The 16,563-nt window shown below is 41.6% G+C and carries 18 protein-coding genes; 3 read left to right on the top strand and 15 right to left on the bottom strand.

The annotated features are described in order from the left end of the window. Positions 1-4 precede the first annotated feature (4 nt). The 4 genes from HN459_03515 to HN459_03500 are packed head-to-tail and all read right to left on the bottom strand — an operon-like array spanning position 5 to position 2,443. On the bottom strand, positions 5-703 hold the full coding sequence (locus tag HN459_03515; protein MBT3478511.1) for a uracil-DNA glycosylase: 699 nt from the start codon (positions 701-703) through the stop codon (positions 5-7). Between the two features lie 27 nt (positions 704-730). Beyond that, positions 731-1,012, bottom strand: coding sequence for a hypothetical protein (locus HN459_03510; protein MBT3478510.1), 282 nt, complete (start codon positions 1,010-1,012; stop codon positions 731-733). After that, positions 1,002-1,580, bottom strand: a complete 579-nt coding sequence (gene gmk / locus HN459_03505) for a guanylate kinase (GenBank protein ID MBT3478509.1) — start codon at positions 1,578-1,580, stop codon at positions 1,002-1,004. The genes HN459_03510 and gmk overlap by 11 nt, the downstream gene beginning before the upstream one ends. 2 nt (positions 1,581-1,582) lie before the next feature. Then, entirely contained in the window at positions 1,583-2,443 is an 861-nt protein-coding gene (locus HN459_03500) for a YicC family protein (protein MBT3478508.1), read from the bottom strand. A gap of 140 nt (positions 2,444-2,583) precedes the next feature. On the opposite strand from HN459_03500, the gene HN459_03495 reads away from it, so the two are divergent. Continuing rightward, the gene (locus HN459_03495) at positions 2,584-3,327 is read left to right on the top strand and encodes an SDR family NAD(P)-dependent oxidoreductase (protein ID MBT3478507.1); all 744 of its coding nucleotides are present in this window, start codon (positions 2,584-2,586) and stop codon (positions 3,325-3,327) included. 67 nt (positions 3,328-3,394) lie between these two features. Next, positions 3,395-3,712: a DUF1330 domain-containing protein gene (locus HN459_03490; protein MBT3478506.1), complete on the top strand. Its 318-nt coding sequence runs from the start codon at positions 3,395-3,397 to the stop codon at positions 3,710-3,712. Positions 3,713-3,732: 20 nt separating this feature from the next. On the opposite strand, the gene HN459_03485 is transcribed toward HN459_03490, so the two are convergent. Genes HN459_03485 through ffh form a run of 11 tightly spaced genes read right to left on the bottom strand, consistent with a single transcriptional unit; the run spans position 3,733 to position 16,007 of the window. Continuing rightward, positions 3,733-4,839, bottom strand: a complete 1,107-nt coding sequence (locus tag HN459_03485) for a hypothetical protein (protein MBT3478505.1) — start codon at positions 4,837-4,839, stop codon at positions 3,733-3,735. Positions 4,840-4,872: 33 nt separating this feature from the next. Then, positions 4,873-7,434, bottom strand: a complete 2,562-nt coding sequence (gene mutS, locus HN459_03480; protein ID MBT3478504.1) for a DNA mismatch repair protein MutS — start codon at positions 7,432-7,434, stop codon at positions 4,873-4,875. A 19-nt stretch (positions 7,435-7,453) separates the two neighbouring features. Next, positions 7,454-9,298, bottom strand: a complete 1,845-nt coding sequence (gene selB / locus HN459_03475) for a selenocysteine-specific translation elongation factor (protein MBT3478503.1) — start codon at positions 9,296-9,298, stop codon at positions 7,454-7,456. Positions 9,299-9,312: 14 nt separating this feature from the next. Then, positions 9,313-10,680: an L-seryl-tRNA(Sec) selenium transferase gene (gene selA, locus HN459_03470; GenBank protein MBT3478502.1), complete on the bottom strand. Its 1,368-nt coding sequence runs from the start codon at positions 10,678-10,680 to the stop codon at positions 9,313-9,315. 35 nt (positions 10,681-10,715) lie between these two features. After that, a complete protein-coding gene (locus HN459_03465) occupies positions 10,716-11,888 on the bottom strand; it encodes an MFS transporter (GenBank protein ID MBT3478501.1) in 1,173 nt (390 codons plus the stop codon). 49 nt (positions 11,889-11,937) lie between these two features. Further along, positions 11,938-12,282 (bottom strand): 50S ribosomal protein L19, encoded by a 345-nt coding sequence (gene rplS / locus HN459_03460; GenBank protein MBT3478500.1) that lies wholly within the window; start codon positions 12,280-12,282, stop codon positions 11,938-11,940. Positions 12,283-12,286: 4 nt separating this feature from the next. Beyond that, the gene (trmD, locus tag HN459_03455) at positions 12,287-12,964 is read right to left on the bottom strand and encodes a tRNA (guanosine(37)-N1)-methyltransferase TrmD (protein MBT3478499.1); all 678 of its coding nucleotides are present in this window, start codon (positions 12,962-12,964) and stop codon (positions 12,287-12,289) included. A gap of 35 nt (positions 12,965-12,999) precedes the next feature. After that, positions 13,000-13,503 (bottom strand): 16S rRNA processing protein RimM, encoded by a 504-nt coding sequence (rimM, locus tag HN459_03450; protein ID MBT3478498.1) that lies wholly within the window; start codon positions 13,501-13,503, stop codon positions 13,000-13,002. Continuing rightward, on the bottom strand, positions 13,493-13,738 hold the full coding sequence (locus HN459_03445) for a KH domain-containing protein (protein MBT3478497.1): 246 nt from the start codon (positions 13,736-13,738) through the stop codon (positions 13,493-13,495). Before HN459_03445 ends, rimM begins: the two co-directional genes overlap by 11 nt. Positions 13,739-13,765: 27 nt before the next feature. Then, positions 13,766-14,662: a 30S ribosomal protein S16 gene (gene rpsP / locus HN459_03440; GenBank protein MBT3478496.1), complete on the bottom strand. Its 897-nt coding sequence runs from the start codon at positions 14,660-14,662 to the stop codon at positions 13,766-13,768. A gap of 13 nt (positions 14,663-14,675) precedes the next feature. Then, the gene (gene ffh / locus HN459_03435) at positions 14,676-16,007 is read right to left on the bottom strand and encodes a signal recognition particle protein (GenBank protein MBT3478495.1); all 1,332 of its coding nucleotides are present in this window, start codon (positions 16,005-16,007) and stop codon (positions 14,676-14,678) included. A gap of 65 nt (positions 16,008-16,072) precedes the next feature. Here ffh and HN459_03430 point away from each other — a divergent pair. Then, the coding region (locus HN459_03430; protein ID MBT3478494.1) for a GNAT family N-acetyltransferase at positions 16,073-16,563 on the top strand (491 nt) is incomplete at its 3' end.

Genomic DNA, 16,563 nt, shown 5'->3' with positions numbered 1-16,563 from the left:
TTTTTTATGTGTCAATAATGGAGCGAATCCATTTAAAATCTTTCCATGTTTCTAGTTTCCAATTGGGATTTTTCAACAATTCAGCCGGGTGGTATGTCACGATTAAGGAAGTACCATGATAGTCGTGAAGAACACCACGCATACTTTTCAACGGTTTGTCCACATTGAGAAGGGTCATTCCGGCCACTCGACCCAAAGCTACAATGAGTTTTGGCTGAATCAAATTAATTTGATGGATTAAATACGGTTCACACTGTTCAACTTCTTCTGCCACTGGATCACGGTTATTAGGAGGACGGCATTTCAATACATTGCATATATAGACATCTTTTTCCCGCGAACGATCAATGGCTGCGAGAATCTTATCCAAAAGTTCCCCTGCTTGCCCTACGAATGGTTCGCCTTTAAGCTCTTCCTGTTCGCCGGGAGCTTCTCCCACGAGAACCAATGATGCGTTTTGATCTCCCACTCCAAAAACAAAATTAGCGCGGGAATGTCCTAGGGCACATTGCTGACATTGGTGAATATCTTGATGAAAGGATGACAAATCCGACGCAAAGTCAGATTGTATCGCTTGAGGTTTGTCCTCCGATGTGGTTTTCTCCGAAGGCATGGGGCCCAGTTCTACAAAAAGTTCATCCCCGTAAAGATCGCGGGTTTGCTTTAAATAACGGTTTATTTCATCAGAAGAGACTGGACCCATGGGCTATTGTTAGGCCGCCCGGACCTATTAGTCGTCTTCCCTAACTTTATTATCCCATTTTAAATCACCTTCAATAAATTCATTAACGGCGACTGTAGAGGATTTTTCCAGTTCTTCATAGTCTTCTGGATTCTTTTCGATTACCTGGTCATAAACACCCATTTCAACTTCCTCGGTAGAATCCATAATTTCTTCTACGATTCTGTTGTTAAGCACTTGTTTTGCCCGTTTGGACATTACAACTACTGCTTCATAGACATCCTGCGTTTGGTCTTCCATTTGACGAATGGAAATTGGTTCAAGAGCCATAGTATACTCCTTCATTTTCATGTTGTATAATGTTCATTATTTCATCAACGGCGCGATCCACGTCATCATTAATAACATGGTGATCAAAATTGGATTTGTATTCCAATTCTGCACTCAGACGCTCCAACCGTTTTGTAATTCTTTCTTCTGAATCAGTTCCCCGCTTCACCAACCTTTTTCGAAGATCATTCAAACTGGGTGGCTCCACAAAAATAGACATGGTCTGTTCGGGATATATTTTTTTAATCGACATGGCACCTTTTACATCTAATTCCAAAAGGAGTAATTCCTGCCGCTGGATGGTTTCATCCAAGGTAGTCTTCAGTGTGCCGTAATAGTAATCACCATGAATCTGTTCCCACTCTGCAAAATTACTATTTTCAATTTCACTTTCGAATGCATCGTTTGATAGGAATGAATAATCTACACCGTCCACCTCACCATTTCGGATTTCACGCGTAGTACAAGAAACAGAAAAACGAATGGACTCGTCACGTCTTTGAAGTGCGCGACATAGGGTTGTTTTACCTGATCCGGAAGGGGCAGAAATAATAACCAAATTTTTCATTATTATAATATGTTTTGGACCTGTTCCCGCATTTTTTCCGCTTCATCTTTCATGGTAATCACATGATTCACAATTTTTTCCGAAGAACTTTTTGAACCAATTGTATTAATCTCGCGGCCAATTTCCTGCATAAGAAAATTCAACTTTTTCCCTGTGGGCTGATCTTCATTAAGCAATGAATTGAATTGTTCATAATGACTTTGCAATCGAACAGTTTCTTCAGTAACATCTGCTTTTTCTGCAATCATTGCAATTTCTTGGGCAATTCGGTTTTCGTCCACTTGAGCGCCGTTCAACAGTTCGACAATTCGGGATTTGAATCTATCTTCTCGCTTTTGAAATTCTTCAGGTAATTCTTTTTCTACCAAGCCCAAGACTTCCCTTAGATTTGATAGACGTAGTTCAAAGTCTTTTTTTAGTTTCTGACCTTCAGATTTTCTCATTTCAATTACTTCATTGCAGGCATCATTCACCGCCTCAATCAATTGATTCGACCCCAGAGATTCACCGTCCACATGGGTAAAAAGATCATTAATACTCACAAGGTCACCCATATCAAGATGCCGGCCATATTCTTTTTGAATATTTAGCAAAATCGCTTCGATAGCTTCAAATCGTTCTTTATTAAAAGATAAGGATTGATTCTTCCCGCCACCTTCCAATTCTAGGTTTATATGAATGGTGCCGCGAATCAATTTTTCTGAAATAATGTCCCTAATCTTTTTTTCACTGGCAGGGTCAATGTCAATTCCTCGGATTTTAATATCCAGAAAACGACCATTCACTGCCTTTATATTGGCGTTGAGCTTGTTGGCCCCATTACCGGCCGTACCACGGCCAAATCCTGTCATGCTTTGTATCATATATTTTCAGTCCGAAAAAAGTCAGGGAAATTACACTTTTTATTGCAAGGTTACCAATGAATGAGTTCTAAAATTCTACTTAGATTGACAGTCTTTTGTCTGACACTTTATTCTGCACGACAATCGTCGTATATTAGACCATGAATAAAAAAGTATTTATCACAGGCGCCAGTAGCGGAATTGGGGAATACCTAGCTTATGCTTACGCAAAACAAAATTATTTTATTGGACTTGCTGCCCGTCGAGGAGACCTTCTTGAATCAGTGGTTTCTAAATGTAAAGAATTAGGTGGGGACGGAAAAGCATATCCATTAGATGTATTGGATGCTGATGCTTGCAAATCAGCTATCGATGATTTTATCTCTCTTCCAGGTGAAGTTGATACCATCTATGCCAATGCCGGTGTGGGTAGCCCCGATGCATTGAGTTCCGGCAGCGCAAAAACAATGAACCATATATTGAGCATCAATATTTTGGGTGTTACCAATTCTGTCATGCCCTTCATACCACATTTAAAATTGCAAAAAAGTGGAAAGATCGTTGTAGTCAGCTCAGTGGCGAGCTTCCGCGGCGTAGGTCATCATTCGGCATATAGCGGATCAAAAGCTGCTGTAAGGAATATTTCCCAAGGATGGCGGTCTGCTCTCTACAAATATGGTATTTCCGTTACAGCTATTTGTCCGGGATTCATTAAAAGTGAAATGACGAATGATAATGAGATGCCCATGCCATTTTTACTCGAAACGAATGAAGCAGTAAAAAAGATAATTCGAGCTGTAGAGAAAAAGAAAAAAGTATTTATTTTCCCCTGGCAAATGCGGTTTTTTATGGTGCCATTAATGAGGCATGCACCTGATTGGATTATGCGGAAATTGGGAATATAGGTCGTAGTACAGACCCGCTGTCTCTACTAATCGAGACGCCTACTACTAACTAAATGGAACAAATAAGATGACTGATCAAAAACCATTTTATATGCTAAACGCCCTCTGGTTTAAACAGGATGACGGCTATAAGGGGTATAATCAATATATGAAAGCAGCACTGCCAATTGTGACCAAATATGGTGGGCGGCCCGTTACAGATTTATATCTCCCCGAACAGGACATAATCGGCGAATTTGATGCGGACTTAATCTATTTTGTTGAATGGCCCAGTTGGGATGTATTCAATACTTTTGCAAGGGATCCCGAATATTTAAAGATTCGTCACCTTCGTGAAGAATCTATTACTAAATCGCTATTAATTCGTTGTTCTAAATTGCAGTAAAGACTTATTACTATGCGTCTTTACAGTTTTTCAATATAATTTTTAACCCAATCGGAATTCACCGCCAGAGAAACCATATGGGAGACACCTAACCCCGATCCCGAGGGTTCATTTAAAAAGGCATAATCCAGAGACATATTTTCCCAACTCAATCCAATTCCTGCAGTAGTTGAACCAATACCATTTCGACCAAGCCGAACGGCAATTTTGTAATCATACAATACATGCAATCCTAGGAGAAACCGTCCGCCGTGTTTCCCTAAGTTAAAGTCATCATCCAATGATTTTCCGGCAGCATCCCACACAATATTTCCCATTCCCGTTACGGATAAGGGTGTATTAGTAAACTTGTAATTATGGGATAATCCTGTGATTAAGGTTGGTTTAAATCGCTCCACAGTGCCATTATCCCAAACTTGCCAACTGGTAGTCACATCCCGAATGGTAAGTCCCAATCGTCCATTTTTCCATGGGATAGCTAATATACCAAAATCCAATCCAATGCCAGTCCCGGAAAACTCACCTAGCCTGTGTTGAAGCATTTTTAAGGCTAATCCCATTTCGAAATTATCTTTTTTCCATGATGTACTTAAATGAAACCCCAATTGCCTTTGGGAAAAATATTTCAGCTTATTTTCATTTAACCGCTCCCCTTCATCTAAAATACCGTTTCCTTCTCCTGTATCCCCTGTTCCCGGAACACCATCTAGACCAAAATCTAACAGTATGTTTCGTGTATCGGGAATTTGATCAATCCCTTCATGAATGATAATAAGGTTTAGTGGACGGGAGAAATTCTTTATAGGGAATCCCAAAAGATCACTGTTAATCATCCCAGCGAGACGGCTTTGGTGGGTGTAATTAAAATTATGAATTCCCACCTTTGCACTAGCCGCAGGATTGAATAAAGGTGATACCGACGTTCCAAAATCAGTAACGGCAGCACCACCCAAAGAGAGAATGCGTGCATCTCCGGCGCTGTTAAAAACCTGCCATCCGTATTTGACCCAATAGGATTGAGAAACACTGATCGCACTCAGAAAAATAAACACAACTGTCATCCTGAGTTTGAAACGAAGGATCTCAAGCATTCGCCATCTGGTTTTTAATTGCTTGAGATGCTTCATGTCGCTTCGCTCATTCAGCATGACAAATCTTTTTTATAGGCCATGCTTCTTTTTTAAATCATCCAGCTTTTGGATGGCCTCAAGAGGCGAAACACTCAACACATCCAAATCTGATAAATCCTTTTTTAATTCAGATTCTTGTTCAGAAAATATGGATATTTGATCTTCCGCCGAAGGCACTTCCTTATGGTCATCTGTGGGATGATTCTCAACATGATAATTTAGAATTTCTGTAGCTCTAGTAATAACCTGTCTTGGCAATCCAGCCATTTTCGCCACGTGAATACCATAACTCTTATCCCCGGGACCGGGAAGAATCTGTCTCAAAAAGACAATTTTATCCCCAAATTCTTTCACAGCAATATGGTGATTCTCTAAACGCTCTAATGTATTCTCAAGATCTGTTAATTCGTGATAATGAGTTGCGAATAGGGTTCGCGCTGCAACAGACTCATTGTTGTGCAAATGTTCGGTGATTGCCCAAGCGAGAGAAAGTCCGTCATATGTGGCTGTACCGCGACCAATTTCATCTAAGAGTATGAGACTCTTATCCGTGGCATTATTTAAAATATTAGCCGCTTCATTCATCTCAACTAAGAATGTACTTTCACCTCCGGCGAGATTATCACTAGCGCCTACACGGGTGAAAAGTTTATCGACCATACCGATTTCTGCTTTTTCGGCCGGGACAAAGGAACCAACCTGCGCCATGAGCGCTATTAGACCCACCTGTCGCAAATATGTAGATTTCCCCGCCATATTGGGTCCTGTGATTAAATGGATCTGGCTTTTCTTCGTATTAATCTTCAAATCATTTGGAATGAATCGTTCTGTTGCAGGAAGCAATTGTTCCACCACCGGATGGCGACCGCCATTGATCTTGAGCGCCCCCTTATCATTTAATGTGGGTCTTATATATTTATTAGCTTTCGCCACAGATGCAAAATTTGTTAAAACATCTAATCGGCTAAGGACAGATGCGTTCTCTTGTAAAATGGATGCTTCTTTTAAAACATCACTACATAGTTCATTAAATATACTCGATTCAATCGCTTCAATCTTTTCATCGGCCGATAAAATCTTTTCTTCATATGCTTTTAATTCCGGCGTGATGTACCGCTCGGAATTCACTAAAGTTTGTTTGCGGATATATTCTTCCGGTACTTGATCGCCTTTTGCTTTTGAAATTTCAATAAAATATCCAAACACGCGATTGTATCCAATCTTAAGCCTCGAAACTCCAGTCCTCTCCCGCTCAGTTGCTTGAAGATTTTCAATCCATTCTTTACCCCCACTACTCAATGTACGCAATTCATCCAGTTCATCATTCACACCACCAAGGATTACATTTCCCTGTTTGATTTGTGTTGGCGCTTCCGGATGGAGTGTTTTCGTAATTTTACTGCTGATCTTATCCGTATCTGCAAATCGTTTTACGAATGTTTTTAAATATTTATCACCGGAACTCTTTAGAACAGTTTTCACTTTCGGTATTTGTTCCAAACTCAATCGCAATCCATTAATCTCCTTCGGTGAAACTTTTCCATTATTTACACGTCCCACAATCCGTTCAATATCCGATATCTGTTTTAGATGATCTTGAACGTCTTCTAGGGCACGATTATTTTCATGGAATGCAGTTACTATATCCATTCTAGTATTGAGACGTTTTTTGTCGGTTAATGGCCGATTTAACCATTGCTTCAGTAATCGTCCACCTCCGGAAGTTACTGTTTGATCTAGTACATCGATGAGTGTTCCATGCGTACCTTGGGTTGCGAGACTTTTAAATATTTCTAAATTTCGAACAGTAAACCCATCCAAGCCCATCACATCATCATCCAAGACAGGATGAATTGCAGAAATATGATCTACGGCTCCACTCAACGATTCGGTTATATGGTGAAATATGGTTCCAGCAGCGGTAATACCATCAGGTAATTCATCACACCCAAAACCCTTTAGGGATTTTACTTTAAAATGCTCAGTTAGTGCACGATATCCTTGATCATAATTAAATATCCAATCATCAACTTTGGTAATAAATGGTTTCAATTCACGATACCAATCCGCAGTGGAATACACAACCGATTCACCCACTATAATTTCTCGCGGTGCTAATTTTCTCAAGGATTCTGTCAAACGATCCGGAGCACATTCGCCTATAAAAAATTCTCCTGTGGATTGATCCAACACACTATACCCGACATTTGTTTTTCCGAAATAAAGCGATGCCAAATATTGATTCGCTTTTTGGTCCAATGCTTGCTCGGCAGTGATAGTTCCAGGCGTCACCACCTCAATTACTTCTCTTTTAACAATTCCCTTGGCCAGCTTTGGGTCTTCTACCTGTTCGCAGATTGCTACACGATGGCCCGCATTCACCAACTTATGTAAATAATTATCCAGCGCATGATAAGGAAATCCGGCTAAAGGTACATCAGCGGCAGCACCATTTGATCTTTTGGTAAGAACAATGCCCAATATTTTTGCCGTAAGTTTAGCATCTTCGCTGAATGTTTCATAAAAATCGCCCATTCGAAACAAGACTATGGCATCACTATACTGGGTTTTTACCTCATTATATTGACGCATGAGTGGTGTGCCCTGTTCTTTAGCCACAGTTTTCACCCTTTTGTCTTATGTCGCCATTTCTCTCGGTGAATCCGTACTTGTCGCAATATTCCAAAAGTGGAATGGCCGTTTTCCGACTGGTGTTGGTCATTGTTTTGAAATCGGCCACTTTCATTTCAGGCTTGGACGAAAAATATGCATGTAATTCATCCTTCAATTTATTCAATACGTCCACGTGAATCCACATCCCTCGTGCCACTTCTACTACTTTTTCATTATCCTTCAAAATGTGGAGAATTTCCAATGCCTTTTTTGGACTTTCACTGAGGAGGTCATCAGCTTTTGGCAACTGATACAATGATGATTTCACGGACAACTCCAATTCTTTTGCTAACGACTCATCTTCATCGGACAATACTACAGAATGACTTTTAAGGGCATAACCACCTTCAGCATAGATTAATTCAGTTTCCATGGATGCTAACAAAAATGATAGCCAGTTGCCACTAAATTTTGTTTCCTCTTTTAATCGATCTTTAGATAAAGATTTTTTATAGGGATTTTTCTCATGAAACTGGATCAATATTTTTTTGATTAATTCCACAGACTTTTCTAATGATTCTATTGTGAATAAAAGTCCTTTTTCATTTCGGATTCCTGTCTCGTTATACCACGCTTTCACTTGTGTTTCATTGGTGTGAAAATGTCGGGACCAATTACCCAGAGATTTTGGCGATTTCCATGATTCAGAGACAAATTGATTGAATCGCTCCGATGGGTTCAAATCGAGTATTGATGTCCACTTCCGCAATCCTTTTCGGGTTGTCTGTGGATTTGGATCAAGAACCACACAACCCCCAATCGTTTCCATAGGAGAATAACTACGAATGATAAATCGCTCATCCATAAGTGCTGCCACAGGCTTTTCAAGAAGAAACATCACATTCCCCGATTGACCACCTTCCAATGGTCTTGGTAAAACTGCTTTGGCAATCACCTCAGTTGTACCGATATGGAGATGGACACGCTGCCGGTTTTTCAATTTCCATTTGATATCAGGAATCATGGTCACGTGGGCAACGAGTTTTTCGGTTGATTTTACCCAATTTGGTTCGGCAATCACTGCGCCGCGAAATAGGTCATCCAACTCAGTGCCAGCTAAATTGATGGCAGCTCTATCGCCCATTTTTACTGAAACTGTTTCTGCACCATGCGTTTGCATGCCCCGGATTTTTGCTTTTTGATTCCCGGGAATTATATCCAAATCAGATGCTGTTTTTACTTTCCCAGAAAGAACGGTTCCCGTTACAACAGAACCAAATCCCGTTTTAGAAAATACGCGATCTACTGGTAAATGAAAAAAACCACGATCCAATCCTGTTCCCGTAAGTTTGGATTGATCAATTATTGTGTTTTTTAAAGTGTCAATCCCCTCTCCCGATTCGGTGGATGTACGAATAATGGGCGCATCCATGAGAAAAGTATCAGTCACAAGATCACGAATTTCCAATTCAACAAGATCAATCCAATCGTCATCGTCAATTAAATCTGTTTTAGTGAGGGCGATAATACCGTTATTAACACCAAGGAGTTTGAGGATATGTAGATGTTCTTTGGTCTGTGGCATAATGCCATCATCAGCGGCAATGACCAAAAGGGCAATGTGGATAGTGGATACACCTGCCACCATGTTACGAATGAATTTTTCGTGGCCAGGAACATCAATAATAGTAATGGATTGATCCAGGTAAGCGAACCCCAGATCGATGGTCATTCCCCGTGCTTTTTCTTCAGCGAGGCGATCCGTATCCGTACCGGTGAGTGCCTTGACCAAGGCCGTCTTTCCGTGGTCAATATGACCGGCTGTACCGATGACGATCTGCATTGTTCTCTTTTGTTTTAAATTGCACTAATGGCCCCTGCCAAATCTTTTTCCTGTCCCGGAATGACTGCTTTCAAATCAATGTAAAAAGTATTCCCATGAATATAACCCACAACTGGCGTTTCCCCAGTCCTGAGTTGGGTTGCCAATTTTGATGGAGATATCACCTTTGTTTTAAATCGAAATGCCATACTTTGCAATTTTTCTTCCGGCAATGAACCACTGCCCGCTTCTACTTCTGATTCAACCAATGAAAGGCCCAGTTTATCCACGGCCTTCTTTGGTAAATGGGATAGAATTGTTTCGCCTCGTTTGGTCAGCGATGTTCGAGAAGCAGTCATGAGTGAAATAGTCAAATTATCTTTCGATGGACCTTCATCCCCAAATGACCGTAATGATTCTTCTAAAAATGCCAAACTCCACTTATCACAACGGACGGCACGGGCAATTGGATTTTTCTTGAGTTTACTTACCAACGATTTCTTGCCGACGATGAGTCCCGCTTGGGGGCCGCCCAACAATTTATCTCCGGAGAATGTTACGAGTCCCACACCGGACTTCACCACATCCTGGACGAGCATATCTTTGGGGATGCCTTTTTCAGACAGATCAACCAATGCGCCACTGCCTAAATCTGCTACAACAGGAATCCGCTTCTTTTTGCCCAATTGAACCAAATCTGATAATGCCACTTCCTTTATGAATCCCCGCACCACATAATTGCTCGTATGGACCCAAAGAATCATACCTGTATTTTTGGTAATGGCTTTTTCATAATCTTTTAAATGGGTACGGTTGGTGGAGCCCACTTCTTTGAGGATGCATCCACTTTTTTTAATCACATCAGGAATACGAAATGAACCACCAATTTCCACTTGCTGTCCACGAGAAACTATCACTTCTTTTCCTTCGCCCAATTCATTGAGTGCCAATAGTACCGCTGCCGCATTGTTATTCACTGCCATTGCCGATTGGGCCCCTGTAAGGGCGGAAAGTAATCCATTCACATGATCCTGGCGTTGGCCCCGGTGGCCCGAAAGTAAATCAAATTCTAAATTGGTATAACCGGCGACTCGTTTGACAATCTGTTTTGCGGTGGACTCTTTCATGGGTGCACGCCCGAGACCGGTGTGGAGCACAATCCCCGTGCCGTTAATCACAGACCTCATGGATGGAGTCGATAAACGTTCGATTTCGGATAAAATATTTTTGGTGATTTGGGCCCGTTTCAGTTTCAAGGACCCTTTTTTGGCAGCGCTACGATAGGATTCTAATTTTGATTTTATTATATAGGCTATATATTTACTATTTAGTGACTTAGTTGAATCACATTCAAGCAATACTTCCGATACGGAAGGGAGTTCTTTAAGTTGGTTTTGGGTCATAGAGATAGGAAAGATAGATTAATTCGGTACCTGAATCAAGCGCTTCCCGCTGCCCTTCTCATAAAGAATGCAAACACCACACTGGGAATGAGCAATATCCCCATGGCTGGGAATACGGCGGCTACACCCATGTTTTCTGCAATAACACCACTGAATCCGGCAGCTAATGAACCAATCCCAAAACTAAGAAAAAAACTGATGCCGTAGCCCAATCCCCTGTTCTGGCTATGGGTGAATTCCGCAATAAGCGTATTGCCTATAGGCTGATTGCTGAAATAAGCAATGCCAAGCATAATACCGGAAATAATTAAAAATAAGTCCGAGGTAAAACCCATCATGAGTAAAACGGGAATATTTGCAGCAATAATAAAGATAAGTGCGGTCGGTTTATGGAAACGTTCTCCAATGCGAGCACCTACCAATTGACCACCAATCCCAGCGATAAAAACCATGGTAGGAAATAATCCCGCTTTCATATTGGCTGTGAGGTTCGGCAAAATTGATGACGTATTTTCAGCAAAATGGACGGGCATAAAAGTGGTAAATCCATAATAAGCCATTCCCAAGAATGCATTGGTGAGAAAGTATAAAATGAGGGCCGGTTTATTGGTATGCACCTCGTGATTTTCAAATTCTGATTCAGGAATGGCCGATCGCTTCCGATAGGGAATGGCAATAAATGTACTGATGGCGAGGAGTCCATTGAAAATGCCAAGGAATGCATAGGCCGATCGCCAGGAAATAATGGCAGCAGCAGTGGTGGCCAATATGGGGCCGAGAGCCGATCCCGTAGAACCGAGTATGCCATGGATTGCCATGCCTCTTGTGAGAGATTTCACACGGTGAGAAATGAGTGTAAGTCCGGCTGGATGGTAAATACTGCAGAAAAATCCCATGAATCCGAGGCCCACCACCATCATTTGGAATGAGCCAGAAAGAGCCACCAAAAGTGCCGAAATGGATGATCCCACTTGGTAAATCAGTAAAAGCTGTCGGCCACCGAAACGCTTTTCGGCCCACCCTGCTGGAATGGCACCCAGCCCAAACATGAAACCACTAATGGAAACCACGAATCCTAACGCACTTAGACCCACATCAAATTCATTCCGAATAACTGGAATCAAACTGGGCAATGCCAGCATAAGCGCATGGACCGACAGGTGGCTTCCGCCGGTAATACTTAGGATGATTCTTTCAAATCTGGTCATAACAAAAAACCCCACAAAATGCGGGGTTTAATTTAAGGTAAAAACTGAATTAGCGTTTTTCGGTAATACGGGTTGCTTTAGAGCCAGTCAATTTGCGCAGGTAATTCAACTTAGCGCGACGAACTTTACCACGGCGTATCACTTCGATATTAGCTACCATGGGTGAATGGACAGGGAAAATTCTTTCAACACCAATACCGCCGGAAATTTTCCGAACAGTGAATGATGCGGAAATATCACTACCTTTACGCCCAAGGACAACACCTTGGAATTTCTGAACACGTTCTTTTCCACCTTCGACAACGCGAACGTCTACAATAACTGTATCACCAGGACCAAAGTCCGGCAAATCTGTTTTCAATTGGCCTTCTACAACCGGTTTTATATTATTCATCGTTTTACTCCGATTCGTTTAATTCTAAATAATTCTTCCAAATATCGGGACGATTTTCTTTCGTCCTTTCTTCTTGACGCTCTTTCCGCCAGTCTTCAATTTTTTTATGGTGTCCCGAAAATAATACTTCCGGAACCGCCATGCCGTTTATTTCCCGCGGCTGGGTATAATGAGGCGCATCCAACAGATCCGCTGCAAAGGTGTCACTCATGGCTGAATCAATTTTATTCAGTACCCCTGGGATGAGCCTGACGATACTATCCACCAATATCATACCAGGAATTTCTCCACTGGTGACCACAAAATCACCGATGGAATATTTATGAGTCACATACTTTTCAATAACCCGCTCATCTATACCTTTGTAATGACCACAAATGACAATAAGCTTTTTCACACTGCTGTTTTCAACAGCTAATTTATGTGACCAGGTTTCACCCTGGGGTGATGGATAAATAATCCGAAGATCATCAAGTCCACCAATTTTTTCTATCGCATTTTCAATGGCCTTAAACAAAGGTCCTGCCATCATTACCATTCCGGCACCACCGCCGAATGGTTTATCATCAATTTGACGATAATTACCTTCACCAAATTCTCGCAAGTTCACCAGATGGAAATCCACCTTTTCTCTCTTGACCGCCTGTCTGAGCATTGAATGCTGAACCACAGCTTCCACCATTTCGGGAACCGGTGTAATTATGGCAATCTGGTGTTTCAATCCAATAAGCCGTCCATGGGGGTGATGGTTACTAAACCCATCTGCACATCCACCGCACGGACAATTTCCGGTACGACCGGAATCAATACTTCTTTTTCACCCCGTGAAATCACATAAACATCGTTGCCTGGTAAACTAATCATGTCGATGAGTTCACCAATAATTTCTCCATTGTCAGCCACAACTGTAGCCCCTAACAAATCAGCCGAAATTAAATTGATGGGATCTGAATCTGTTACGGATGCGAATAACAGTTGACCAATCATGGATTCTGCTTCGTCACGCGTTTTCATACCATCGAAAAGAAAACGTCGCCTCTTTTCCACACCAGTGACTTTTTCCAACTTCACATCCCGGGCTAAATTTTCATCAAAACCGATGAAGAGCGCTTTATCCGTAACGTAGTCGTCAAAATGACGCACAAGAGGACGAACACCCACTTCACCAATCAGACCAGCGGCCCGTGTGATTTTTGCTATGGCAAAAAGTTTATTCTTCATTCGTTTCAATTATTTCCAATCGGGCGCGTTTTCCGCCTTCTTTGGCATTGATGGCAAATAATATTGTGCGAATCGCAGAAATATTCCGTCCTTTTTTCCCAATTACTTTACCGTAGTCACCATCACCGACTGTTAGTTCATAGACAATGAATTCATCTGTATCAATAGCCTGGACATCAACTTCATCCGGTTTATCAACCAATTTCTTTATAATTGTTTCAATGAATACTTTCATAACCGCTCCCCTTTTAATCAAAGGATATTACTTTTCCTCTGACTTCTCTTCTTCTTTTGGTTCTTCTGATTCTTCCTCAACAGGCACTTCTTCTGAAGTATCTTTAGAAGGTGCTTCTTCTACTGATTCTTTAACAACCTCTTCTGCTGGTGTTTCTTCAACAACTGCTTCTGGAGCAGCTTCCGGTTCGGCCGCTGTTTCAGGTTCTTCCGATGTTTCTTCCACTACAGGTACTTCCTCAGTTGCCTCTTCTGCGGGGGTTTCTTCAACAACTTCTTCCGTTGCTGTTTCTTCAGCCACTTCTTCTGGAGCAGCCTCCGGTTCGGCCGCTGTTTCAGTTTCTTTCGAAGCTTCTTCCACTACGGGTGCTTCCTCAGCTGACTCTTCTACTACAACTTCTTCTGTTGTGGAGTCTTCGGAAGACGCTTCAGTTGCAGGTGCTTCTTCTGTTGCGGATTCTTCGACGGGCGCTTCATCTGGAGTCGCTTCAGCTGCTTCAACTTCTGCTTCAGCTGCGGCAGTCGCCTCTGCTTCTGCTTTTAGTTTTTCTTCAGCATCTTTGCTTTTTTTATTCACTTTTTCGCCACGCTTTTTCAGCGTTTCTTCACGGGTAAGTGCCCACTTTTTCATTTCTTTTTCAATAGCTTTTTCATCCAACCCTTGTTGGGTTAAATGCCAACGGTGCGCCAATCCACTGCGCTTCATTAATCCATGAGCCGCTTCGGATGGTTGTGCACCAAGTTTAAGCCAGTCCATGAAACGATCTTCTTTAAGTTCGTAGGGTTTGTCAGATTCGATTGGATTAAACCAACCCAATTCTTCAATAGCTGCACCATCACGACGGTTACGTGAATCCATTACCACGACACGGTAAAAAGGTCTGTTTCTCCGTCCAATTCGTTTTAATCTAATTTTCGTAGCCAACTTATAGTTCTCCTTAGTTTATTCCCATCATTTGATGTTTTAAATTTTTTGGCAGTTTCATACTACCCATCTTTTTCATCATTTTTTTCATTTGAGTAAATTGTTTTAAAAGCTGATTTACTTCCTGAATTGTCCTTCCGGATCCTTTAGCAATTCGAGATCGCCGCGATCCATCAATTATTGTTGGATTTTTTCGTTCAGACGGTGTCATTGAACTAATTATTGCTTCCGTCCAAGACAATTGTCTGTCATCTAGATCTAGACCTTTCATCATCTTCTGATTCACTCCGGGCATCATTCCCATTATTTGGTCTAAAGGGCCCATCTTCTTTAGTTGCTTAAGCTGATCTTTAAAATCTTCAAGATCAAAAGTGGCATTTTTAAGTTTTTTCTGAAGCTGTATCGCTTCATCCTCTGACACAACTTCCTGGGCTTTTTCCACCAATGTAACCACATCACCAAAGCCTAGAATTCGATCAACAATCCTTTTGGGGTCAAAAAGCTCAAGACCATCCGGTTTTTCAGATACACCAATATATTTTATTGGTACACCGGTTACCTCTGTGATACTCACTGCGGCACCGCCGCGGGCATCCCCATCCAACTTAGTTAGGATTATCCCGGTCAATTTTAACGCGGCTGAAAAGGATTCCGCTGAATTCACTGCATCCTGCCCTGTCATACCATCCACGATAAAAAGAATTTCATCTGGATTTACCGCTTCAGAAATCTCTTGAATTTCGGTCATCATTTCACCATCCACATGGAGGCGGCCTGCCGTATCCAAAATAACCACATCAATTTTAGATGCTTTTGCTTCATCCACTGCACTTTGACAAATAACTACCGGGTCACCGGTTCCTTGCTCATAAACCGGAATGTCTACTGTTTTACCCACCTGAATCAATTGTTCTATGGCCGCAGGGCGATATACATCCGCCGCCGCTAACAAGACAGTTTTGCCCTGCTTTTTCAAATTGGCTCCTAGCTTTCCACAGGTTGTGGTTTTACCCGACCCCTGCAACCCTGTCATGAGTATAACAGCTGGTTTTTTAGAACCGAGTTCAAGTGGCTTGACATCTTTCCCCAGAAGATTCACAAGTTCATCGTGAATGATCTTGATGAACTGTTCTCCCGGTTTAACCGATTTTAGGACTTTTGTCCCTTCGGCACGATCTTTCACCCGACCCACAAAAGCTTTGGTCACCTTGAAGTTCACATCTGCCTCCAAAAGGATGCGGCGAATTTCTCGTGACGTCTGCTGAATGTTAGAATCGGTGATTTTCCCCAAACCTCTAAGATTTCGGAAAATCGTGTCGAACCGGTCTGCCAGCTGATTAAACATATATTTTCGGCTCAATAAAAGCTTGGGAAATTAGCTTCACTTTCTATCCTAATCAATAAAGAAAGATGATATACTTTGACTTAATTTTACCTATGAATTTTTCTATTTTACCCACCACTTCAGATGATCTATCAAAAATACTGGCACTAAATCAAGCTGCCCTACCAGCAGTCAGTAGTGTTGCAATTGATGAAATGGCGCATTTCTTGAATATTGCTGATTACTTTAAAATCATTTCAGTCGAAGGTGGAATTGCTGGATTTCTCATAGCACTCACCACCGGAAAGGATTATCATAGCATAAATTATAAATGGTTTGAGAATAAATATAATTCATTCATATATGTGGACAGAATAGTCATTGCACCTGAATTTCACAGCCAAGGATTAGGTCGAGCGCTTTATGATGACCTGTCTAATTTTTCAAAAAGCAAAGCGCCGCGAATCACCTGTGAAGTCAATATCCGTCCAATGAATCAAGGATCAATTTTATTCCACGAAAAATACGGATTCACACAAGTGGGTACTCAAGAAACAGATGGCGGAAAAAAAGAAGT

The organism is Candidatus Neomarinimicrobiota bacterium, assembly GCA_018647265.1.
Classification (GTDB): Bacteria; Fidelibacterota; Marinisomatia; order Marinisomatales; family TCS55; genus TCS55.
This window is presented reverse-complemented; position numbering and strand designations above follow the sequence as displayed.